The organism is Nocardia aobensis NBRC 100429 (assembly GCF_000308375.1).
GTDB classification, from domain to species: Bacteria; Actinomycetota; Actinomycetes; order Mycobacteriales; family Mycobacteriaceae; genus Nocardia; species Nocardia aobensis.
The window spans coordinates 1-21,525 of record NZ_BAFQ01000157.1 but is presented as its reverse complement, the minus strand read 5'-3'; the positions used below and the strand labels follow the sequence as shown (position 1 = coordinate 21,525).

Annotated in this window: 21 protein-coding genes and 1 pseudogene; 12 read left to right on the top strand and 10 right to left on the bottom strand. The window is 68.3% G+C overall.

Annotation, left to right across the window (positions count from 1 at the left end; translation table 11 throughout):
• Together RJ03_RS20565 and RJ03_RS20560 are read right to left on the bottom strand one after the other, a co-directional pair.
• Positions 1-312 (bottom strand): ATP-binding cassette domain-containing protein (locus RJ03_RS20565; RefSeq protein WP_036504888.1); only part of this gene is annotated, 312 nt, incomplete at its 3' end.
• A complete protein-coding gene (locus RJ03_RS20560; RefSeq protein WP_083871214.1) occupies positions 305-955 on the bottom strand; it encodes an ABC transporter permease in 651 nt (216 codons plus the stop codon). The genes RJ03_RS20560 and RJ03_RS20565, both read right to left, overlap by 8 nt.
• Positions 956-1,121: 166 nt before the next feature.
• Here RJ03_RS20560 and RJ03_RS20555 point away from each other — a divergent pair, with 166 nt between their 5' ends.
• The 3 genes from RJ03_RS20555 (at position 1,122) to RJ03_RS20545 (ending at position 3,884) form a co-directional block, all read left to right on the top strand.
• Positions 1,122-1,730: a CHAP domain-containing protein gene (locus tag RJ03_RS20555; RefSeq protein WP_051024946.1), complete on the top strand. Its 609-nt coding sequence runs from the start codon at positions 1,122-1,124 to the stop codon at positions 1,728-1,730.
• A 77-nt stretch (positions 1,731-1,807) separates the two neighbouring features.
• Complete coding sequence (locus RJ03_RS20550; protein ID WP_036504902.1) at positions 1,808-2,938, top strand: hypothetical protein; 1,131 nt, start codon at positions 1,808-1,810, stop codon at positions 2,936-2,938.
• Positions 2,939-3,152: 214 nt separating this feature from the next.
• On the top strand, positions 3,153-3,884 hold the full coding sequence (locus RJ03_RS20545) for a DUF1906 domain-containing protein (RefSeq protein WP_036504886.1): 732 nt from the start codon (positions 3,153-3,155) through the stop codon (positions 3,882-3,884).
• Between the two features lie 12 nt (positions 3,885-3,896).
• Here RJ03_RS20545 and RJ03_RS20540 read toward each other — a convergent pair whose 3' ends face one another.
• Both RJ03_RS20540 and RJ03_RS20535 read right to left on the bottom strand, forming a co-directional pair.
• Entirely contained in the window at positions 3,897-4,211 is a 315-nt protein-coding gene (locus RJ03_RS20540; protein ID WP_036504900.1) for a hypothetical protein, read from the bottom strand.
• Positions 4,212-4,410: 199 nt separating this feature from the next.
• Positions 4,411-5,289: an Rv1157c family protein gene (locus RJ03_RS20535; protein WP_232329476.1), complete on the bottom strand. Its 879-nt coding sequence runs from the start codon at positions 5,287-5,289 to the stop codon at positions 4,411-4,413.
• Between the two features lie 355 nt (positions 5,290-5,644).
• Between RJ03_RS20535 and RJ03_RS20530 the strand changes: the two are divergent.
• Positions 5,645-6,937: pseudogene (locus RJ03_RS20530) on the top strand (mannosyltransferase); the annotation flags it as partial.
• Between the two features lie 5 nt (positions 6,938-6,942).
• On the opposite strand, the gene RJ03_RS20525 reads toward RJ03_RS20530, so the two are convergent.
• Both RJ03_RS20525 and RJ03_RS37810 read right to left on the bottom strand, forming a co-directional pair.
• Positions 6,943-7,236: a 4a-hydroxytetrahydrobiopterin dehydratase gene (locus RJ03_RS20525; RefSeq protein ID WP_036504880.1), complete on the bottom strand. Its 294-nt coding sequence runs from the start codon at positions 7,234-7,236 to the stop codon at positions 6,943-6,945.
• A 29-nt stretch (positions 7,237-7,265) separates the two neighbouring features.
• Positions 7,266-7,442 (bottom strand): hypothetical protein, encoded by a 177-nt coding sequence (locus RJ03_RS37810; protein WP_086007288.1) that lies wholly within the window; start codon positions 7,440-7,442, stop codon positions 7,266-7,268.
• Between the two features lie 163 nt (positions 7,443-7,605).
• Here RJ03_RS37810 and typA point away from each other — a divergent pair, with 163 nt between their 5' ends.
• The 8 genes from typA to RJ03_RS20490 all read left to right on the top strand — a co-directional run bounded on the left by typA (position 7,606) and on the right by RJ03_RS20490 (position 16,655).
• Positions 7,606-9,507 carry a translational GTPase TypA gene (gene typA, locus RJ03_RS20520; protein ID WP_036504878.1) on the top strand — a complete coding sequence of 634 codons (1,902 nt, stop codon included), beginning with the start codon at positions 7,606-7,608 and terminating at the stop codon, positions 9,505-9,507.
• A 316-nt stretch (positions 9,508-9,823) separates the two neighbouring features.
• Entirely contained in the window at positions 9,824-11,605 is a 1,782-nt protein-coding gene (locus tag RJ03_RS20515; protein ID WP_245552340.1) for an ABC transporter family substrate-binding protein, read from the top strand.
• A complete protein-coding gene (gene mshB, locus RJ03_RS20510) occupies positions 11,602-12,501 on the top strand; it encodes an N-acetyl-1-D-myo-inositol-2-amino-2-deoxy-alpha-D-glucopyranoside deacetylase (RefSeq protein WP_232329478.1) in 900 nt (299 codons plus the stop codon). The genes RJ03_RS20515 and mshB overlap by 4 nt, the downstream gene beginning before the upstream one ends.
• Positions 12,502-12,561: 60 nt before the next feature.
• Entirely contained in the window at positions 12,562-12,720 is a 159-nt protein-coding gene (locus tag RJ03_RS37805) for a hypothetical protein (RefSeq protein ID WP_167331885.1), read from the top strand.
• Positions 12,717-13,151 carry a hypothetical protein gene (locus RJ03_RS20505; RefSeq protein ID WP_083871212.1) on the top strand — a complete coding sequence of 145 codons (435 nt, stop codon included), beginning with the start codon at positions 12,717-12,719 and terminating at the stop codon, positions 13,149-13,151. Before RJ03_RS37805 ends, RJ03_RS20505 begins: the two co-directional genes overlap by 4 nt.
• Positions 13,152-13,405: 254 nt before the next feature.
• Positions 13,406-15,901 (top strand): sensor histidine kinase, encoded by a 2,496-nt coding sequence (locus tag RJ03_RS20500; protein WP_245552339.1) that lies wholly within the window; start codon positions 13,406-13,408, stop codon positions 15,899-15,901.
• A complete protein-coding gene (locus RJ03_RS20495; RefSeq protein WP_030514865.1) occupies positions 15,894-16,283 on the top strand; it encodes a roadblock/LC7 domain-containing protein in 390 nt (129 codons plus the stop codon). The genes RJ03_RS20500 and RJ03_RS20495 overlap by 8 nt, the downstream gene beginning before the upstream one ends.
• Positions 16,284-16,289: 6 nt before the next feature.
• The gene (locus RJ03_RS20490) at positions 16,290-16,655 is read left to right on the top strand and encodes a DUF742 domain-containing protein (RefSeq protein WP_036504873.1); all 366 of its coding nucleotides are present in this window, start codon (positions 16,290-16,292) and stop codon (positions 16,653-16,655) included.
• A 6-nt stretch (positions 16,656-16,661) separates the two neighbouring features.
• On the opposite strand, the gene RJ03_RS20485 is transcribed toward RJ03_RS20490, so the two are convergent.
• The 4 genes from RJ03_RS20485 to RJ03_RS20470 form a co-directional block, all read right to left on the bottom strand.
• The gene (locus tag RJ03_RS20485) at positions 16,662-18,617 is read right to left on the bottom strand and encodes a GMC family oxidoreductase N-terminal domain-containing protein (RefSeq protein WP_036504871.1); all 1,956 of its coding nucleotides are present in this window, start codon (positions 18,615-18,617) and stop codon (positions 16,662-16,664) included.
• 101 nt (positions 18,618-18,718) lie between these two features.
• A complete protein-coding gene (locus tag RJ03_RS20480; RefSeq protein WP_051024948.1) occupies positions 18,719-20,332 on the bottom strand; it encodes a PH domain-containing protein in 1,614 nt (537 codons plus the stop codon).
• 47 nt (positions 20,333-20,379) lie between these two features.
• Positions 20,380-20,895 (bottom strand): PH domain-containing protein, encoded by a 516-nt coding sequence (locus RJ03_RS20475; RefSeq protein ID WP_036504869.1) that lies wholly within the window; start codon positions 20,893-20,895, stop codon positions 20,380-20,382.
• A gap of 70 nt (positions 20,896-20,965) precedes the next feature.
• Positions 20,966-21,525, bottom strand: a 560-nt coding sequence (locus tag RJ03_RS20470) for a TIGR03619 family F420-dependent LLM class oxidoreductase (protein WP_036504867.1), incomplete at its 5' end; no start/stop codon positions are given.

The following is a 21,525-nucleotide window of genomic DNA, read 5'->3' as shown; positions in this document are numbered from 1 at the left end:
AAACAGGCCCGCCTGCTGAATCGAATAACCGATCTGCCGCCGCAGCCGGTCCGGGTTCACCGCGGTCACGTCACGTCCGGCGATGGTGATGGTGCCCGAGGTCGGCTCGATCAGGCGGTTGATCATCCGCATCGTGGTCGTCTTACCGCAGCCCGAGGGGCCGACGAACACCACGATGTCACCCGCCGGAATCGTCAGCGAAATCCGGTCCACCGCCGGATCACGTTGGCCCGGATAGTGTTTGGTCACCGCGTCGAGCACGATCTCCGCGGGCTCGTGGTCGGTGCGGTCGGCGGTCGCGGTATCAGTCACGGATTCCCCTCGAGGTGGTGAGCCGGCCGACGCCCACGAGAACGGCATCGAGCAGCAACGCCAGCACGATGATCAGCACCGTGCCGGACAGCGCCTGCGGGACGGCGGTCGGACTGCCCAGCCGGGCCAGGCCGGTGAAGATCAGATTGCCCAGCCCCGGACCCTTCGCATAGGCCGCCATCGCCAGAATGCCCATACTCATCTGGGTACTGATCCGCATTCCGGCCAGAATCGACGGCCAGGCCAGCGGCATTTCGATCCGGGCCAGGATGCGGGCGCGGTTCATGCCGACCCCGCGCGCGGCATCCGAGACGGCCGGATCGACCGATGCCAGCCCGAGGATGGTGTTGCGCAGAATCGGCAGCAGCGCGTACAGCACCAGCGCGGTGACCGTCGGCCGCACGCCGAGGCCCAGCACGGGGATGAGCAGTCCCAGCAGCGCGAACGACGGCACGGTGAGGATGATGCTCGCCGCCGCGGTGGCCGCCGCCGAACCCCACGGGCTGCGATACACGACAATGCCCAGGCACACCGCCACCGCGGTCGCGATCAGCACGGACTGCACGACGGCCGAGACGTGCAGATAGGAATCGGTGAGCAGTTGTCTGCGATGGTCCACCAGAAAGGTCCACAGAGTATCCAGGGCGATGTCCTCCCAGAGCTCGGCGGCGTTCGAGCAGTCTATCGATCCCGCGGCGCGGGCGCAGGCAACGAGCGGAACCGGCGAGTGCGCATCGGCGGAACCATGGCGGTCCCTCGCACGTCCTACATCTCAGGAGGCCGATTTCCGGTCGGGGACGGAGGGATTCATGAGCACCACGCAGGCCCGGGGGTTCGGGCGCACGCGCTGGACAGTGCTGTCGGCGCTGGTGGTGATCGGCGTGCTGGCAGCGGGTGTCGTGGTGGCTCTGCCCTGGTGGCACGATCGCACGGCCGCCATCGTGGGGCAGCGGCTGGACGATTTCCCGGATGTCGATGTGACCGCGCTGGATTCGAATCGGAGCAGCATCGTCACGGTGCTGCGCACGGAATACTCGCATCCTGGGGACGGGCCCAAATACGCACAGGGCGTGGATGAGCCATGGTGTGCCGATTTCGTCAGCTGGACCATGCGTCAGGCCGGGCAGCCGCTGTCCAATCCGAATTCCGGATCGTGGCGGATTCCCGGTGTGGCGACCCTGCAGGAGTATTTCGAAGCGAACGGCCGATTTTCGGCGGTGGGTTCCGGATATTCGCCGCGCCCGGGCGATGTCGTGATCTATGCCCCCGGCAGTCCGTTCGGGCAGCATACGAATATCGTGCTGGCCGCCGGTGATCACACCATGACCACGATCGGCGGTAACGAGCGTGGCTCGGTGCGCATTCACCGTTACGACCCGGCGGGAATTGCCGGTATCGTCGGGTTCGGCCATATGTGAAACGTTTTCGTCCAGTGGCGTGCGATCTCGATCGGTGGGGATCTGTGTGTAGGTGATCGGTGGAGGAGTGGGAGCAGATGGCAGAGCCGGGCGCGCACGACGAGGCCGAATGGCTGGACTACGCCGAGTTCGGCGAGCGTTTCGTCGTCCACGCGGTCAATCGGGACCGGATCGAGGCCGCGGTGTCCGGGATGGCGGGAAGGGGAATGAGTATCGGGCCGTTCTCGATCGGCCCCGCGGGACTGGCCGGGCTGGTGGCGGAGGGCAAGGTCGGCAAGCCGGTGATCGCCCGCAGTGAACCGCACGTCACCTTCGAGGTCCGGGTGCCGGTGTCGATGCACCTCACGGTCACCCTCGGCGGGCAGCAGTTCCGGATCGAGGCCACCGTCGAGATCGACCTCACCCTGCACGCGCGGACCGCCGCTCCGCTGCTGATCGTCATCGACATTCCGCGGGTGCGTGCGCGCGATGTGAGTTTCGCCGTCCGGGCGGAGGCGGTCGGCGCCGCCGTCGACGTCCTGCTCGATCCGATCGCGACCCTGGTCCAGCGTGAGGTCGCGAGCCGGCTCAACGCCATGCTCGCCGATCCGGCGGCCCGGCGCGGGCGGGTGTTCGATATCGAGGCGATCATGAACGGCACCCGTTCGGAGCATGTGCTGCGCACGGACTTCGAATGGATCGAATACGCGGAGTTCGGGCGACGTTTCTTCCCGCTGATCGTCACCCCGGATCGGGTGCGCGACGTGGTGGAGGGGCTGGCCGGCCGCGCGGTCGAGGTGGGCCCGCTGCGTACCGGGCCCGGTGACGCGGCGACGGTCGAGGTGCGGGGGGCCGTGCGGATGCCCCGGCTGACTCGGCGGGAGGGCGACGATCCGGTGTCGTTCGATCTGACCATTCCGGTCGGGCTCGACATCACCGTCGACGTGCTCAAGGCGAATCGCTATCGCGCGGAGGTGGAGGTCGGGTTGCTGCTGGTCGGGCGGGCCGCCGAACCGCTGCTCATCGTGATAGATGTGACGCCGCCGCACAGCGCCGACGTCGCCGTCGAACTGCAGGCCGAAGGATGGCGGGCGAAGGTGCTGGGCTCGGTCGGCAAGATCCGCCGCCAGATCGCCGCGCAGGTCGCGCAGGTCATTCGCGCCGAACTGGCCGACCCCCGGGGTCGCACCATCGACGTCGCCGGCCGCATCGATGCGGCCACCTCCTGACACCTGTTACTTGTGGTGTTGATGTGACCGGATTGGCCTAGCGGTTCATATGTGCATGTGGTGAAATGAGTCCACGTTCGAGGCTTCCGGCGCGTGGATGACAGCACTGTTGTCGTCGGGGAAGGCGCGCCGGACACGCTTGCATTCCACCGGTCCGCGGGGTGGCCGGCATCTGGTGAGATCTCTATATCGCTGCAGCGCGAAGGAGTTTTCGATGCGTTCCGTTCCGATGACCCGCCGCACCCTCTTCGGATATGCCGGTGCCGCCGCGACCGCCGCCGGTCTGGCCGCGCTCACACCCGCTGTTCTCGCGCCGCCCGCCGCCGCCGGCAACGTCCTCGGCACCCTGCTCGACTATGCCGGTGGCGTGCCCGACGCGGCGGCCATCCGCGCCGCCGGGCATGCCGGTGCGATTCGCTATGTCTCCGACCGGCGCCCGGGCGCGGAGTGGATGACCGGAAAGCCGTTGCGCGCGAGCGAGGTCGACGCGCTGCACGCGGCGGGGCTCACCGTCGTGTCGTGCTACCAATTCGGCAAGGGCGCCACCGCGGATTGGAAGGGCGGGCTCGAGGCCGGCAAACGCCACGCCGACCGCGGTCTGCAACTGCACCGCGAGGCGGGTGGGCCGGACGGGGTGCCGATCTACGCCTCCATCGACGACAATCCGACGCCGGTCGATTTCGCGACCCTCATCGCGCCCTACCTCGCGGGCTGGGAATCGGTGCTCGGCAACGAGAACGTCGGCGTCTACGCCAATGCGCCGACCATCGAACTGGCCAAGGTCGCCGGCCTCGGTTCCTGGTACTGGCAACACAATTGGGGCACGCCGAAGGGCTTCGTGCATCCGGCGGCGAACCTGCACCAGATCGAAATCGACGATCGCACGGTCGACGGCGTGGGGGTGGATGTGAACAACATCCTCACCGCTCAGTACGGGCAGTGGTGAATCCGCAGTTACCTACGTCTGGCAGTGGCAGGTGGGGTCGGCGACGAGATCGGGTTCGTCCGCGACGACCGTGAGCGTCGGCCGCGCCTCGGGTGCGTCGCGCACGCCCATCCACGACAGCAGCGACCAACGCGACAGGCCCGAGAACGCCGAGCCGAGGCTGAAGAACGAGCCGACGGAACCGACCGACAGCACCGATCCGACGCTGCCGATCGAGAGGACGGAGTAGGCAGAGCCGATCGAGAGGATCGACCGTTCGGACCGGAACGACAGGATCGAGCGATGCGATCGGGTGGACAACACCGATCGGTAGGACCGTCGCGACATCACCGAATGCCCGGCTTTACCGCGCCGGACGCGGGGCGCCGCGCCGGTGTCCGAGGTGGTGGGTGCAGACCGTTCGAGCTGATCGACAGTCGACATATCTAGCGGTCTACCACAGTCCGCGGCATCCCATGGCGCATTGACAGCAAACGGCCCGGAGTGTCGTCTCAGCGACATCTCCGGGCCGTCGAGAGCCTGAAATTCAGTGCTGCGGGCGTACCGCGTCGGGCTGCTGCACCACGTGTGCGGCGGGCACGGTGCCGGCCGGATTCACCGGAGCCGCGGCCTGGGAGGGGCCCGAGGCGACGGTGAACAGACCCAGCGTGGGCAGGAACGAGCAGGTGATCGGCGCCTGATCGGCAGCCGGCTGGGTGGTCAGGGAACCCGCGACCACGGAGATCACGCGACCCGGGCCGGTGTCCACGATGGCCGACAGGGTGGCCGGACCGTCCGGATTGATATGCGCCTCGTCGGTCAGCGCCACGGTGCCGCCGCGGTGGTTGTCCAGGTTGTACCACTGGACGGTCATCGGCGGATTCTGCTGCGGCGTCAGGCCTTTGGTGCCCAGCGCGGTGAAGACGAAGCCGGCCTGGCCGGCAGCCGGTCCGGGCGGGGGCAGTTCGGCCGGCCCCGGAACAGCGAGCGCGGTGCCGACGGAGTCGGAACCGGGGCCGATGCAGTTCTTACCGATGGTCGGATACAGGAACTGCGCGATGGCCGGACCGTTCTTCGGGATGTCCGGGCCGCCGCCACCGCTGCCGTCGAGGAAGGCGACGATGGCCTCCAGCGTCTGCTTGACCTGCGGCGGCAGGCCGGCCCTATCGAGCAGCTGGATCGCCTGATCGAGGATGGTCTGAGCGCCCGGCGAGGCGATGTTGCCCGCCTGGGCGGCGGCGCCGACGATGGCCGGAGCCAGCGACGCGATCGCATCGACCGGAACGCCCTCCGGGACCAGCGGAACATCGGCGGCCTGGGGCTTGGGTGCCGGTTCGGCAACCGCGATCGTCGACGCGGCGAGTGTCGCGCCGGCTGTCAGGGCCAGCACGGACAATGCGAACCGCGTTCCTCTGGTGCGAAGCACTGGTGTTGCCGTCCTTAACCTCGGGGTTACCTCGTCATGCGATGCGAGAACATCGCGCGATGGGGGCATCGCTTCGCGACACTCTAAAGACAGTGCCGCCGTGTTGTACAGCCATGGGTGTGATCTTGCCTGCACCGCTCGGCAATTCCGATCACCCGCCCCGGCGCGTTATCAGACCATAATCCCAATGCAGTGTTACGCAAGTGAACAGTGATGCCCTTGTTACCTAAGGCGAGTCGGCAAAGAGGACGCGTACACGGGCGGGGCATACGGTCGGTTTCGGCCCGCCTCGATTTGGGACTGAGCGGAGAGGGAAAAATCGAGGCCCAGGGGGCCGAAACCCCGCCGGAGCGAAGCGAAGGCAGAATTACAGCCCGTGACCCGACACCTCCGTTTGGCCGACATCCGCGTGGCCGGGGCTGTTCTGGCCGTTTCGGTCGTGGCCCGTCTGGTGCTGATGTTCGTGCTCCCGCACGGCCTCGATGTGGTCGATCTGCGCGTATACGTCGAGGGCGCGGCCAATTTGGGCAGTGGGCATCTCTACGACTTCGTCTATGCCGACAAGACTCCCGATTTCCCACTGCCGTTCACCTATCCGCCGTTTGCCGCGGTGGTGTTCTATCCGCTGCATTTCCTGCCGTTCGGGCTGGTGACGCTGCTGTGGTTCGGGTTGATCGTGGTCGCGCTCTACGCCTCCGTGCGGATTGCCTTCGCGCTGTTGCCCGGTGCGGTGGCGGAGCCGAATCGGCGGGCGCCGGCGATGCTGTGGACCGCGCTGGGCCTGTGGTTGGAGCCGACGCGGACGACGCTCGATTACGGGCAGGTGAATGTATTCCTGCTGCTGGCGGGGCTGGCGGCGGCGTATTCCACGCGTTGGTGGCTGTCGGGGCTGCTGGTGGGTGTGGGGGCGGGGGTCAAACTGACCCCGGGGGTGACCGGCCTGTATTTCCTGGCGCAGCGGCGGTGGGCGGCCGCGGTGTGGTCGGCGGTGGTGTTCGCGGCGACGATCGGACTGAGTTTTCTGATTTCGTCGTCGGAGACCCGTACCTATTTCGGGCCGCTGATCGGTGACGCGAATCGCATCGGCCCCGTGGGTTCGGTGGTCAACCAGTCGCTGCGCGGGGCGTTGAGCCGCATTCTCGGCCACGACGCGGGGGCGCCCTGGTATCTGGCGGGGCATCGCGTCCCGTTCGGGCCGTGGTGGTTGGGCGCGGTGCTGCTGACCGCCGTACTGGCCTGGTTCGCTTGGCGCGCGGTCGCTTTCGACGACCGGCTCGGCGTGCTACTGGTGGTGCAGCTGTTCGGTTTGATGGTGTCGCCGATCTCGTGGTCGCACCACTGGGTGTGGCTGCTGCCGCTGATGATGTGGCTAATGCACGGTCCGCTGCGTTCGATCGCGGGGGCGCGGGTGGTGGCCGGGTTCTGGTTGGTGACCACGCTGGCCGGGATTCCGTGGATCCTGACCTTCTTCCAGCCGACGATCTGGGAGATCTCCCGCCCGGCCGTTCTCGCCTGGCTGGGGGCGATCTACGTCTTCGGCGTGGTGGCGACCTACCTCTGGATCATCTGGGCCGGTGCACAGCGCGGCCGGCCGGGCACACCGGTGTCGGCGCCCGCGGTCGCGGCGGGTTCGGTCCGGGCGGGTTAGGCCGTTCAGCTCTGGTCGGCGAGACGGTCGATCTGGCCGGCCAGCGCGAGGTCCTTGCGGGTGATGCCGCCCTCGGAATGGGTGGAGAGGGTGAAGGTGACTCGCCGCCACCGGATATCGATGTCGGGGTGGTGGTTGACCTTCTCGGCGGAGTCGGCCACCCGTCGCACCAGTTCGATGCCGGCCAGGAACGACGGAGCCTCGACGGTTCGAGAGATGCTGCTGCCGGTGTGGGTCCAGGCGGGTAGTTCGCGCAACCCAGTGGCGATCTCGCTGTCGGAGAGCAATGGGGTACTCATACTCTCGGTTCTACCCCAGCGGTCGCGGCTCAGGCCGCACGCGCGAGTTTGAGAGCCTTTTTGAGATCTTTGCCCTTGACCCCCGCGGCCTGACACTTCTTCATTTTCGAGACCACGACAGGGCATTTCAGACAGCGCTTCTTCTTACGGCAGCACTTCTTCTTCGCTTTGAGGTGTGCGACCTCCTTGGCCTTCACCTTGCCCATGCGGCCCAGGGTAACCAACCATGATGCCGGAAACGGCGGCCGAGGCGTGTTTCGGTACTGTGTACCTGGCCGCATGTCCGGTGAGCCTTCAGGCGCCTGCCTTGTTCGGACCCGCTACGGCGCGGGTCGGCCGCAACCCATTCATTCAGCAGGAGGATTCAACGTGTCGTCTGTCGAGTTCCGCAATGTCGCCATTGTGGCTCATGTCGACCACGGCAAGACGACGCTGGTCGATGCCATGTTGCGGCAGTCCGGTGCCTTCGCCGAGCGTGCCGAGCCGGTCGACCGGGTGATGGACTCCGGTGATCTGGAGCGCGAGAAGGGCATCACCATTCTCGCCAAGAACACCGCGGTGCATCGTCATCACGGCGACGGCAGCGTCACTGTGATCAACGTCATCGACACCCCCGGCCACGCCGATTTCGGTGGTGAGGTCGAGCGCGGTCTGTCCATGGTCGACGGTGTCGTGCTGCTGGTCGACGCCTCCGAGGGCCCGCTGCCGCAGACCCGGTTCGTGCTGCGCAAGGCGCTGGCCGCGTCGCTGCCGGTGATCCTGGTCGTGAACAAGACCGACCGCCCCGACGCCCGGATCGAGGAGGTCGTCGAGGAGAGCCACGACCTGCTGCTGGATCTGGCCTCCGACCTCGACGACGAAGCGTCCGAGGCGGCCGAGCTGGCGCTGGACCTGCCGGTGCTCTACGCCTCCGGCCGCGAGGGCAAGGCGTCCACCCAGCGTCCCGAGAACGGCAGCGCGCCCGACGCGGAGAACCTCGACGAGCTCTTCGAGGTGCTGCTGAAGTACGTGCCCGCGCCGAAGGGTGACCCGTCCGCGCCGCTGCAGGCGCACGTCACCAACCTGGACGCCTCCCCGTTCCTCGGCCGGATCGGCTTGGTCCGCATTCACAACGGCACCCTGCACAAGGGCCAGAACGTCGCGTGGATGCACGGCGACGGCGTCAAGACCGTGAAGATCACCGAGCTGCTGCAGACGATCGGCGTCGAGCGCAAGCCGGGTGAGGAGGCCGTGGCCGGCGATATCGTCGCCGTCGCCGGCATTCCGGAGATCATGATCGGCGACACGCTCGCCGATGTGGACAACCCGGTGGCGCTGCCGCGGATCACCGTCGACGAGCCGGCCATCTCGGTGACGATCGGCACCAACACCTCGCCGCTGGTCGGCCGGGTGCAGGGCCACAAGCTGACCGCCCGCATGGTGAAGTCGCGCCTGGATCAGGAACTGGTCGGCAACGTGTCGCTGCGGGTGCTCGACATCGGCCGCCCGGATGCCTGGGAGGTTCAGGGCCGTGGTGAGCTGGCGCTGGCGATCCTGGTCGAGCAGATGCGACGCGAAGGTTTCGAGCTGACCGTCGGCAAGCCGCAGGTGGTCACCAAGCAGGTCGACGGCAAGGTGCACGAGCCGTTCGAAGAGCTGACCATCGACTGCCCGGACGAGTACCTGGGTGCGGTGACGCAGCTGCTGGCCGCCCGCAAGGGCAAGATGGTTCAGATGAGCAACCACTCCGCCGGGTGGGTGCGCATGGAGTTCATCGTCCCCTCGCGCGGTCTGATCGGTTTCCGCACCGACTTCCTCACCGAGACGCGCGGCACGGGTATCGCCAACGCGGTCTTCGACGGTTACGCGCCCTGGGCCGGTGAGATTCGCGCCCGCCACACCGGTTCGCTGGTGTCCGACCGTGCCGGCACGGTGACCCCGTTCGCGATGATTCAGCTCGCCGACCGGGGCCAGTTCTTCGTGGAGCCGGGCGCCGACACCTACGAGGGCCACGTGGTGGGCATCAATCCGCGCGCCGAGGACCTCGACATCAACGTCACCCGCGAGAAGAAGCTGACCAATATGCGTTCGGCCACCGGCGACGTGCTCGAAACGCTGGCCAAGCCGCTGCAGCTGGATCTCGAAGGCGCGATGGAGTTCTGTGCCGCCGACGAGTGCGTCGAGGTGACCCCCGAGATCGTGCGCGTGCGCAAGGTGATTCTCGGTGCCACCGAGCGCGGCCGCGAGGCGTCCCGCCGCAAGGCCCGCGACCGCGCCGCCCAGAACGCGTAGGGCACACACCGCTGAGAAACTCGGAGGCTCACGTCCGGAAGACGTGAGCCTCTGTCGTTCCGCGGGGGAGCTCTTCCGAGATGCGCACCTCTGTGAAATGCGCAGGCCCGCGATCACCAGTAGACCGACCAGGCATACATCTACGAGCCGTACACCATGGTGGGTCTCGGCCCGCCTCGATTGTGGACTGACGGAGCGGGGGAGCGAAGCGGAGGAGCGGAGGAGGGAAAAATCGAGGCCCAAGGGGCCGAAACCCCGCCGAAGCGAAGCGGAGGCCAAGAACATTAGAGTACGAGCCGTGATGTCGGGAGTTCGAATGCGTGCAGGGCGGCGCGTGGTCTTGGTGCTGATGCTGGCGCTCGGGGTGCTCACCGCGTGCACCGCCAATCCGCCGCCGCCGATCGAGAGCACCGACAGTCCGAAGACGACTCCGGCGACGCCGACGAAGTCCACGGTGGTGGTGGCGGTGGACGATATCGGGATCGGATTCAATCCGCATCTGCGGTCGAATCAGTCGCCGGCGACGAATGCCGTTGCCTCGCTGGTGTTTCCGAGTCCGTTTCGTCCGGTCCCGTCGCCGACGGTGCCGGGGGGTACGGATTGGCTTCCGGATGCGGCGTTGATGGTGTCGGCGGATGTGACGCCGTCCGATCCGTCGCAGCCGGATCTGTTCACGCTGACCTACAAGATTCAGAATCAGGCGTCGTGGTCGGACGGTGCGCCGATCGCGGCCGAGGATTTCCGGTATCTGTGGCAGCAGATGATCAGCCAGCCCGGGGTGGTGGATCCGGCGGGTTACCGGTTGATCAACGATGTGAAGTCCTCGGAGGGCGGCAAGACGGTCACGGTGACGATGAGTCAGCCGTATCCGGCTTGGCGGCAACTGTTTTCGGATCTGCTGCCGTCGCATCTGCTGAAGGACGCGCCCGGTGGATTTCAGCGGGCGCTCGCCGTGGAGCGTGGCCTGATCGATCAGAATCCGATTTCCGGCGGGCAGTTCCGGGTGAAGCAGGCCGATGCGGGCCGCGAGGAGATCCTGCTCGAACGCAACGACCGCTACTGGGGTACTCCGGCGGTGCCGGATCAGATTCTGTTGCGGCGTGGCGGCACTCCGGCGCAGCTGGCCGAATCGCTGCGCGCGGGTGACGCGCAGATGGCGCTGGTGCATGGCGGTGTCGCGACGCAGGCGCAGCTGGCGGCGATCCCGCAGGTGCGGACCGCGATCATGCCGCAGGCGCGGGAAATGCAGCTGGTGCTGAACGGGCGGAACGGGGATCTGTCCGATCCGCGCGTGCGCCACGCGGTGCTGGGTCTGCTCGATCCGGCGTTGCTGGCCTCGGTCGGCGCCGAGACGGGTGCGTGGGTGGATCCGGTGCGGGCGCAGATCCTGGCCCCCTCGGATCCGGGGTATGCGCCGACGGCGCCGCCGCGGCCGTCTCCCGATCAGGCGTTCGGGCTGCTGGCCGAGGCCGGATTCGGCCGTGCGCCCGAGACTCCCGCATCGGGCAATCCGACGACGTCGCCGGCGCCGCAGCCGCGCCCGGTCGCCAAGAACGGCCGGACCCTGACGATCCGGATCGGCGCGGTGGACAAGGATCCGACCACGCTGGCGGTCGCGAATACCGCCGCCGACCAGCTGCGCAGCGCCGGAATCGATGCGTCGGTGCGCAGCCTGCCCGCCGACGAGCTCTACGGCAAGGATCTGGCGGACGGCACCGTCGACGCGGTGGTCGGCTGGGAGCGGGCCGGAGAGGATCCGGCGACGATCCTGTCCTCGCGCTACGGCTGCCCACCGGTGGCCGCGCCCGGTCAGCAGGACACGTCGCAGATCGATGCCATCCGCAAGGCGCCGAGCAATGTGTCGGGGATCTGCGATCCGTCGCTGCAACCGCAGATCGATGCGGCGCTGCGCGGTGTGGATGTGCCCAAGGCGATCGGTGACGCGGAGCCGAGGCTGTGGGATCTGGCCACGGTGTTGCCGATCGTGCAGGACACCGGTGTCGCCGCGGCGAGTTCGCGGATGGACGGGGTCTCGCTGAGCGGTTCGATCCAGGTCGGGATCTTCGGCGGTGCGAGTACCTGGCGGCGGCTGTCGTGACCGGAACCGGCGGTCTGGTTCTGGTACACGCCCATCCCGACGACGAGTCGATCACCACCGGCGGCACCATCGCGCACTACCGGGCCCGCGGGGTTCCGGTGACCGTGGTGACCTGCACGCTCGGTGAGGAGGGCGAGGTCATCGGGGAGCAGTGGCAGCAGCTGACCAGCGCCCACGCCGATCAGCTGGGCGGGTTTCGCATCCACGAGCTGACCGCCGCACTGGCCGCCCTCGGTGTCGACGCGCCGCATTTTCTCGGCGGGGCGGGCCGCTGGCGCGATTCCGGGATGAGCGGGACGACCGCGGATCCCCAGCCCATGGTGCCGACGCATCCGCGTGCCTTCGTCGATTCCGGCCCCGCCGCGGTGGCGGAGTTGAGCGAGGTGCTGCTGCGGCTGCGCCCGCGCGTGGTGGTCGGCTACGACCCGCGCGGCGGCTACGGCCATCCGGACCATGTGCGCGCCCATCGGGTCACCATGGACGCGGTGGCCGCGGCGGCCGAAAAGGGTTGGGACACACCGAAGGTGTACTGGACGGTGACCGATGCCGACGTACTGCGTCGGCATACCGAGGCCTTGGCCCGCCGCACCGTCGACCGCCTGCCCGGGGCGCTGCCGAGCGGTTGGCGGCTGCCGGCGGTCGGCGAGCTGGCGTGTGTGGCGAGTGAGACGGTGACCACCACGATCGACGTCTCGGCCGTGCTGGCGGCCAAACGCGCCGCCCTGCGCGCACATGCCACCCAGGTCACCGTCGCGCCGTCGGGCCGCGAATTCGCGCTGTCGAACAACATCGCCCAGCCGGTACTGCCGGAGGAGCATTACGTGCTGGTGCGCGGGCGTACCGGGCCGGTGGGCCCGGACGGACACGAGGACGATCTGTTCGCCGGACTCGATTGACCGCGGCAGCCGGCACTCGGGCTGGTCGAATCATGGGTGGGTCGGCTTAGACTGCTGGGCATGTACAACTGGAGCCTGCAGGACGCCATCGTCGCGTTCGTCGAGAGCCAGAAGCCGAACTGGCAGGCGCAGCACGATCTGTACCTGTCGGTGCTCTACGGATTCGTCGATATGCAGAGTCATCTGTTGACCCTGCTCGGCTTCCCGCCGGTACCGTGACGGCCGCGACGACCAGCCGGACCGCCTATGTGCCCGGCGGGTCGAAGTATGCCTGGCCGGTGCTCGGCGGCGTGCTGGCCGCGGTCCTGGTGTTCGACGGGCTGCTCTCGGTGGTGCTCGAGGTGCTGTATCTGCCGCTCTACATCGGCGCCACGCCCTTCCCGATCGCAGCCCTCGTCGCCGCGGTGGTGAACGTGCTGCTGGTGCGCGGGATGGGTGTGGTCGTGTCGCGCCCGGCCGCGATGGGCCTGCCGGTGATCGCGTGGCTGTTCGGCTTCCTGATCTGCTCCACCACCGGGCCCGGCGGCGATGTGCTGCTGACCGACTCCTGGACCTCGCCGCTGCTGCTGGCCTGCGGCATCGTGCCGGTGGGTTTGTATCTGTTCCGGCGGGCGTTCCTGCGTCCGAAAGTCACTCCCGCCACACTCTGAACCGGTGCCGGTCGTCCGGAAGGTCTTGCCGGAAAGAGATATCGGCGAACGGCTGTAGCGGGCCGGAGGGTCGGTTAGTCTCTCAGGCGTTATCTGTGGTTCTGCCGCCCGGCGGGTGGTGTGGTTAGGAAGTGGGGGCCGGTTGCTCAGCTGGCCGGTTGGCTCGGGTGCGCCGAGATCCGAATGCGCGCGGACGTCGCCCGACAACAGGAAGATCACCCGTGGTTGAGTGGTCGAAGCTTCCTGGATTGCCTGTGAACACGAAGGATTCGCGCTGGCTCGGCCTGATGAGCCGGGGTGTGCGCGGGCGGGTCAGCGTGCGTGTGCGCCTGCTCGCCATCGTGCTGATCTCCAGCGTGACGCTGCTCGCCATCGGTGTGGGCGCGGCGTCGTATCTGGTGCGGTCGGGCCGCGATGCCCGGCAGTGGGCCGAATTGGCCAGCAGCACCGCCGCTCCCGCGGTCGCCATCATGGAGACCTTCGGTGAGGAGCGCCGGCTCTCGATGCTGCAACTGGCGGGCGATCCCGGCGCCGCAGCACAATTGGCGGCCGCGCGGCAGCGCTCGGATGCGGCGCTGGCCGCCCTCACCGCCAAGGGCGACGAGGCGCAGAAGATGAATCCGGACAACTCCGCAGCCGATATCGCCGCCTACGGTCAGCTGCTCGCGCAGTTGCCGCTGGTGCGGCGCGGCATCGATTCCGGCCAGGCGCCGGCCGATCAGGTCTTCGGGCTGTTCAGCCGTTTCACCGCGGCGATCATCGATGCCTCGATGCTGGCTGCCCGGGTCGCGCCGGATGCCGGCATCGCCGTCCAGCTCGGCTACGCCGTCGAGGTGATGCGCGCCGCGGAGGCGCTGTCCGAAGCCACCGCACTCGGTGAATTATTCCTGGTGACAGGTACTTCGACGCCCGCGCAGTGGACCCAGTACACCAACTTCCTGGGTGAATTCCGCGGCCAGATCGCCTATTCGCGGTCGGTGCTGAAGGGAGAACGCGCGGATCAGCTCCAGGCGATCGTGGACAGCCCGGCGTGGGCCCAGATGAACGAGATGGCCGACGCGGTAGCCGCGCGCGGTCCGATGGCGGCCACCGACGATTCCGAGCCGACCACGCGGACCGGCGATACCACGCGGTCGCGCTCGAGCCGGCAATCCGCGAAACCGCTGCCGATGACCGTGCAGGCCTGGCAGGACAGCTCGGACCAGCTCGGCTCCGGACTGCTGACGCTGTGGCAGGACAAGAGCCGGGACGCGCACGCCGAGGCGCGGGATCAGGGTGACCGCACCGCCATCGGATCGCTGGCCGGCGGTGGTGCGGTGTTGCTGGTGTCGATTCTGGCCTTCCTCGCCTCGCTGGTGCTGGCGAACCGGTTCATCGGCCGGATGCGCCGATTGCGCCGCGACACACTGGAATTGGCCGATGAGCGGCTGCCCGACATCATGCGCCGGGTATCGGCCGGTGAGACGGTGGATGCCCCGACGGAGGTGTCGCGGCTGGACTTCGGTTCCGACGAACTCGGCCAGGTCGCGCAGGCGTTCAACCGGGCGCAGGTGGCGGCGGTGTCGGCCGCGGTCGCGGAATCGAATACCCGCGCCGGTATCAACACGATCTTCCTGGATATCGCCCATCGCAGCCAGGCGCTGGTACATCGCCAGCTGGCTCTGCTGGACCAGGCCGAGCGGCGTGAGGAGAACGCCGACCAGCTCGAATTGCTGTTCCAGCTCGACCATTTGGCGACCCGCGCCCGCCGCAACGCCGAGAACCTGATCATCCTCGGCGGCAAACAGCCGGGCCGGCGCTGGCGCAATCCGGTTCCGCTGATCGAGGTGATTCGCGGTGCGGTCGCGGAAAGTCTGGACTACACCAGGATTCGCATCGGCCGTATTCCGCGCACCCGGGTGATGGGCACCGCGGTCGCCGACCTGATCCACCTGCTGGCCGAGCTGATGGACAACGCCACCTCGTATTCGCCGCCGCAGGCGCGGGTGGAGGTGCACGCCGCCGTAGTGGGACGCGGTGTCGCGGTGGAGATCGTCGACCAGGGTCTTGGTATGACCGCCGACGAACTCGACCGGCGCAACGAAATGCTGTCGCACCCACCGGAATTCAGTGTGGCGGCACTGTCCACCGACACCCGGCTCGGCCTGTTCGTGGTCGCGAAACTGGCCAACCGGCACGGTATTTCGGTGAAGTTGCGCGAATCGGTGTACGGCGGCGTGCGCGCGGTGGTGCTCATCGGCACGCCGGTGCTGGAAGCCGGTGAGGTGAACGGTACGGACTTCGAGGATCCGGGACCCGCCACCGGGGAGTTCGCCGTGCTGGGGCCGGTGACCGATGCGTCCGCCGCCCGTGCGGAAGTGATTGTCGCCGAGGATGTTCCGCCGGCGACCGACGTCGAGACGCCCCCCGCCGCGGATCCGGACCTCGGCTCACGCCGCTCGGCCTGGTTCACCTCGGCCTCGGAGCGTATCGAGTCCGCCCCCGCGACCGGAGTGTTCGGCGCGCCGGTGACCAGCCCGGGCGTGGTCCGGGCCGGGGAGGGCCGCCCGCCGCTGCCGCGCCGGGTGCGCTCGGCCGATCGCGACGAGACGCCCGCGGCCGGTACGAATACCGTTCGGCGACGCACCGCCGACCAAGCTCGCAACCTGATCAGCGCCGTCGAGCAGGGCACCCGGCAGGGCCGCCGACCCGCTGCCGAAACCGGCTCCACGGCATCCCATTTCGACACAGACGAGGGTGAAGATGGCTAATCCCAACCGAAGTGACGTCGGCTGGCTGCTCGACGATCTGGTGAAGGGTCTCACCGGGGTCCGCTACGCGGTATTGCTGTCCACCGACGGACTGCTGCTGGGCAACTCCTCGGAGCTGGAGAACTCCGATGCCGAGCGGTTCTGCGCGATGGCTTCCGCGCTGCACAGCCTGGCCCGCAGCGCCGGACATCATTTCGACGCGGGCGGTGTCTGCCAGACCATGGTGGAACTCGACCGGGCGGTGCTGTTCATCACCGCCGCGGGTGACAACGCGTGCTTGGGCCTGCTGGCCGCGGACAACGCCGACCTGGGCATGGTCGCGTACGCGATGAACCAGACCGTGCAGCGGGTCGGTTCACATCTCGCCGTCGACCGACGATGAGTCACCGTGAACGACGGTGACGCCTGGTTCGACGACGAGGCCGGACCACTGGTCCGGTTGTACGCGGTCACGCAGGGGCGTGGCCGCAGCAACCGGCCGGAACTGGATATGCTGACCCTGATCGTCGATATCGGCCGGGGCGCGGCGCTGCGCCGCCACGAACCCGAGTACGCCGCCATCGTTGAGCTGTGCCGCACACCGCAGTCGGTCGCGGAAGTCGCCGCGCGGCTGGAACTTCCGCTGACCATGACGAAGGTGCTCGTCGGCGATCTGATCGACGACGGCCGCCTCGAATACCGCCAGCCCCGTCAGGACGAGGCATCCGACGTCGGGCTGCTGCAGGCGCTGCTGGACGGCATTCGAGGGCTCTGACCACGCTCAGTGCAGCCGCGCCGCAAGGCGTTTCGCGTTCATGTAGGCGATCGCCTCGATCGAGACCATCGGATTCACTCCGGAGGCGGTGGGGAAGCAGGACGCGTCGGCGACGACGATGTTCTGCACATCCCAGGTGGCGCCGTCGGGGTCGACCGCCGACATGTCCGGTGCACCGCCCATCCGCGCCGAACCCATGATGTGCAGCGCGCCCATCGCGCACTGTCCGGGCTCGTAACCGGCGGCGGCGCAGGCGGCGGCGAATTCGGCGTGCGATCCGGTGCGGCCGGGCTCGTAGGCGGGGCCGGCCTGCTGTCCGGAATAGATGCGGCGTGCCCCGGCGGCCTCGAGAATCTGCGCGGCGCCGGTGATTCCGGTGTGCAGATGGCCGCGATCGTGCTCCGAGAGCCGGTAGGAAACCACCGGTTCGCCGTTCTTGTCGACGCCGACACTGCCGTGGTCGCGGTCGCGGGTGATCACTCCCAGCGCCACCGACCTGTTCAACTCCAGCAGATTCGCCCGGTAGGCCGCGGCGCCGCGCCAGTTCATGAAGCCGACGCCCATACCGGGATGGATGGGACCGGTCTCGTAGATGACGCCGTAACCGTTGCCGTCCAGATCGCGGTGCTGACGGCTGATCCGCGCCTGCATACCGCCCTCCCACGGCCGGATCGGGTCGTCGAAGACGCCGAAGACCGCCGCGGCGGGATGCAGTCGCAGATAGTTGCCGATGTTCTTGTTGCGCAGGCCCGATCGCTTCAGCAGCGCCGGGGTCTGCACCGCGCCCGCGGCCACGACCACCGCGCGGGCCCGCACCTCGATCGGGGCGCCGTTCGAGCCGACGGCCGAAACGCCTTCGGCGCGACCGTTGTTCACGAGGATGCGCCGCACATTCGCGTCGACCACGAACCGCGCGCCGTGTGCCGCGGCATCGGCGAGCCAGGTCTTGGTGACCGACTGTTTGGCGCCGACGCGGCAGCCGTAGGGGCAGCGGCCGCATTCGACGCCGGCATCGCAGGCGTCGCCGACATTGCGGGGCAGGGTGTCGATATGCCAGCCCAGAGCGGTGGCGCCGCGTTCCAGCACGCTGTCGCGCGCCGAGAGCGGGGAGTGGCGATCGTTGACGCCGAGACGCCCGGTCACCGCGTCGAGGGCGGCGGTGTATTCGTCCTGCGCGAACTGGGTCGCACCGAGTCCGGCCCATTCGGCGCGCACCTCGTCCGGGGTGCGCAGCGATGTGCTCCAGTTGACCACCGTGCCGCCGCCCAGGCAGGTGCCCGCGACGAGGGTGATCTGACCTTCACTGGTGGCGGGCGGGCCGGGGGCGTAGAGGTTGAGCAGGGCGTCGAGTTCGCCGGCGCCGAAATCCCGGTCGTCGTAATAGTTTCCGCGTTCGAGCACGATCACGTCGAGACCCGCCTCGGCGAGTACGGCGGCGGCGGTGCCACCGCCCGCCCCGGAGCCGACGATGACCACATCGCAAGTCAACGCGGTCGGTTCGGTCGGACGCAGCACGGACAAGGCGGGGGCCGAAGCCGAGGCGAGGACGCCGGGCGGGCCCGGATAGTCGATGGCCTTCCACAGCGGGTGGCTGCCGGTGGGGCCGGGGGTGACGTTGTAGGACAGCAGAGCGGCCTGCTTGAGCGCCTGGAACACGGTGCGCTTCACCGCGATTCGGGAATCGCCGAGGCGCAGGAGGGTGCGCTCGCGCTCGTCGGCGGTCAGCGACGAGAAGCGCCGGCCACGGTTGCCGAGCAGCAACCCCGCCAATCGGGAATCCCACAGATCGAGCAGGGTGGCGAGCTGTTTGCTCTCGGCGGGGCGAGGGTTGCGGCTCAGGATGTCGAAGACCGTCGCCACGGAGCCGAGCTCTGTCGCCGACGGCAGACTCAGCCCGTCGCCCGGAGTGAACGTATCGCAGATCAGGCCCAAAGCTGCGCGCTGCTTCACTGTCGGATCCATAAAAGCTCACCTTTCACACCACTGGGTGAGTTGTATCACGGTGAGCGAATCTGTGCTCACTTATGCGAAACATACTTGCAGATATGGGCCCGATTCCGGGGTCAGATCAGCGTTCGCATCGGAGAACTGTCGGTTACATGCAGGATCCCGGGCGTCACCTGGTCGATCAGCGCCCATGCCCGTTCGATGGGCAGATCCACGATGCTGTATTTCTTCTTCCCCGCCGCACTGGCCGCGATCACTGTCGCCAGCCCCGCCCGCCGCTGGAAAAAGGTCTGCCGGACGGTCCACCCGATCACGCCCGGCGCCTCCAGGCAGTCACGGTCGCGGTCGAGCGCCCCGCGCCGCGTGATCAGCCAGACCGGACGCTCACCGTCCGACGGGATCACCGCATGCCCCAATCCGCGATATCGATCGTGTGCGAGGGCTGCCGCCGTGAGCGCGGCGATCGCCGGAACGATCCATGCCCACGGTGGAACATCCAGTCCGGCAAGGAGTATCGCGGCCAAGGCGGCGAGAAGAATCCACACCGGAATGAAGGCGCGGGTGTATCGCCGTCGTCGCGCCCGCGGGCCGTGCTGTTCGAGTGCTACCGAGGCGGGAGCAGCGGCGGTTGCGGGGTCGTCCCAGAGTTGTTGTGGCGCAGCGTGGTTGATCGCAGCGGTTCTGCGGCGAGAACGGCTGGTGAGAAGCTGGGCCAGGGTGCGGTCGACGGCGGCGCGCGGGGCCTGGGGGAGCAACTTCTGGCGCGGGCTGGTGCCGGTCATGATCGCTTCGAGTTCGGCGCCGCCGGCCAGCCGGAGGAGCAGAGGTTCCTTGACGGTCGCACCGCGCAGTCGCGAGAGATCGAGCGTGGTCTGGCGGGTGGTGAACAGGCCGCTGCGGATATGCAGCGCTGTGCCGTCGTCGAGCACCCGCAGACCGAAATACGTTGTGAGATATCGGATGCACGCGGCAATGGCCGCGATCACCAGCAGCACCACGACCGCACCCGTCACGGCGAGGGCGATGAACACCGCACTGTGCTCGGTGAGGTCCTGCACGGCTTCGGAATGCACCAGCACATCGGCGACGCCGACCTTCGCGGCCAGGCCGATCACGGGTCCGACGATGGCCAGGCCGGTCAGCGACAGCGGAGCGTAGCGGACCCAGCGCGGCCGCCAATGGCCGATCTCGATCGCGTCGTCCGCGAGCGCGCCGGATTCGCCGCCGTTCAAGGCTCGCTGCAGTGCGGCCCGTCCGGAACCGATCCCGTTGTGGACCTGGTCGGTTCGCGTCGGATGGCCTGGGTCGGGCTGCGTGTTCTCGGCCGGCCGCAACAGCAATGCCCGCAGCTCGGGCACCTGCCGCGCATCCACCCCGTCGAGATGAAAACGCTTCTCCCGATCGGCATGCTGTCCGGTACCGATGACCAGCACCACCAACCCGAGCAGCCGATGCATCAGGTCCGCATGCACGTCCACCGACCGAATCCGCGACCGCGGCACCGTCAAGGTCCGCCGCTGCAGCAGGCCCCGGCGCAGCTCCACGGTATCGGCGCCGACCCGGTAACTGGTGGTGAACCACCGCGTCAACGCGAACGCCACGATCACCGTCGCCACCGCCACCGGACTCCACGCCGGCCCGCCGCTCTGGGTTCCCACGATCACCGCGCCCAGCAGCACCGGAATGTATTTGAACAATTCCCGCACCGGATGCACGAGCAGCATCCGCATATCCAGCCGTCGCCAATCGTCGGCCGCCACGCCCACCGGCGAATCGCTCACGTCGCATCCTCCCGATGAATCGCCGCGATATCGGTCAGCCGATTCACCGTCCGCTCGGCCACCTCCAGATCCAGCGCCGCGATCCGCACCGCGCCCGCCGACGACGCCGTGGTCACCGTGACCGTCGCCAACCCGAACATCCGCTCCAACGGCCCGCGATGCGTATCCACCGTCTGCACCCGCGTAATCGGCGCGACCCGGCTCTCCTGGTTGAACCAGCCCGTCCGCGTATACACCGCGCTCTCGGTCACCTCCCACCGATGCACGGCATACCGCCACATCGGCACGACCACCACGCTGAAGCCCGCCGAAACCACCGTCGCCGCCACCAGAGCCAGCGCCCACCCCCGATGCGAACCGTCCAGCACCACCCACACGAGCCCGCCCACCAGCACGAACGCCCAGAAAATCGCCGGCCCGGCCGCCCACAACAGCGGAGCCCGCCGACTGGGCCGCCACGCCGGCGCCGCCAAGATCGTGCGCGCGGGCGAATCTTCCGGCGACCGGGTCATACCAGCCATCGTGACATGGATCCGGGCGCGGCCGGTGAAGCCGTTTGCCGGGTTCGGTGATCCGGCGCGATCAGGTGATCCAGCGGTCCGCGAGCCCGTCTACCCAATCGATGCACTCGTCCGGGCTCTCCGGCGGGGTATCCACCAGAACGAGTTCGGCGACGCCGAGGTCGCCCAGTTCGGCGACGTCCGCGCGGGTCGGGTCGCGTAGTGCCACGGCCAGGTGCAGTTCGGCGATGTCGCGGCCGACGTCGACGCAGAACCGGGTCAGGAGGCGGAGGCGGTCGCGGACTGTCGACACGGTGTCGAGATTGAAGCCGTACCAGCCGTCTCCCCAGGCGGCCACTCGCCGCAGTGCGCGGTCGCTGTTTCCGCCGACGAGGATCGGCAGGTGGGTTTGCGTGGGTTTCGGGTTGACGCGGATGGTGCGGAAGGAGACGTGTTCGGAGGTGTAGGTCGCCGGGTCGTCGCGCCACAGGGTTCGGATGGCGTGGACGTAGTCGGCGGTGCGTGCGGCTCGCCCCGCGAAGGGGATGCCCAGCGCGTCGAACTCGTCCTCGGACCAGCCGATTCCGATGCCGAGGCGGAATCGGCCCGCGCTGAGCCGGTCCAGGGACGCGGCCTGTTTCG

What these genes read in the sequence shown, in the direction of transcription:
- RJ03_RS20555 (WP_051024946.1), top strand. Translation starts at nt 1,122, where the DNA reads ATGAGCACCACGCAGGCCCGGGGGTTCGGGCGCACGCGCTGGACAGTG.
- RJ03_RS20550 (WP_036504902.1), top strand. Translation starts at nt 1,808, where the DNA reads ATGGCAGAGCCGGGCGCGCACGACGAGGCCGAATGGCTGGACTACGCC.
- RJ03_RS20545 (WP_036504886.1), top strand. Translation starts at nt 3,153, where the DNA reads ATGCGTTCCGTTCCGATGACCCGCCGCACCCTCTTCGGATATGCCGGT.
- RJ03_RS20540 (WP_036504900.1), bottom strand. Translation starts at nt 4,211, where the DNA reads ATGTCGCGACGGTCCTACCGATCGGTGTTGTCCACCCGATCGCATCGC.
- RJ03_RS20525 (WP_036504880.1), bottom strand. Translation starts at nt 7,236, where the DNA reads ATGAGTACCCCATTGCTCTCCGACAGCGAGATCGCCACTGGGTTGCGC.
- RJ03_RS37810 (WP_086007288.1), bottom strand. Translation starts at nt 7,442, where the DNA reads ATGGGCAAGGTGAAGGCCAAGGAGGTCGCACACCTCAAAGCGAAGAAG.
- RJ03_RS20515 (WP_245552340.1), top strand. Translation starts at nt 9,824, where the DNA reads ATGCGTGCAGGGCGGCGCGTGGTCTTGGTGCTGATGCTGGCGCTCGGG.
- RJ03_RS37805 (WP_167331885.1), top strand. Translation starts at nt 12,562, where the DNA reads ATGTACAACTGGAGCCTGCAGGACGCCATCGTCGCGTTCGTCGAGAGC.
- RJ03_RS20495 (WP_030514865.1), top strand. Translation starts at nt 15,894, where the DNA reads ATGGCTAATCCCAACCGAAGTGACGTCGGCTGGCTGCTCGACGATCTG.
- RJ03_RS20485 (WP_036504871.1), bottom strand. Translation starts at nt 18,617, where the DNA reads ATGGATCCGACAGTGAAGCAGCGCGCAGCTTTGGGCCTGATCTGCGAT.
- RJ03_RS20480 (WP_051024948.1), bottom strand. Translation starts at nt 20,332, where the DNA reads ATGCGGATGCTGCTCGTGCATCCGGTGCGGGAATTGTTCAAATACATT.
- RJ03_RS20475 (WP_036504869.1), bottom strand. Translation starts at nt 20,895, where the DNA reads ATGACCCGGTCGCCGGAAGATTCGCCCGCGCGCACGATCTTGGCGGCG.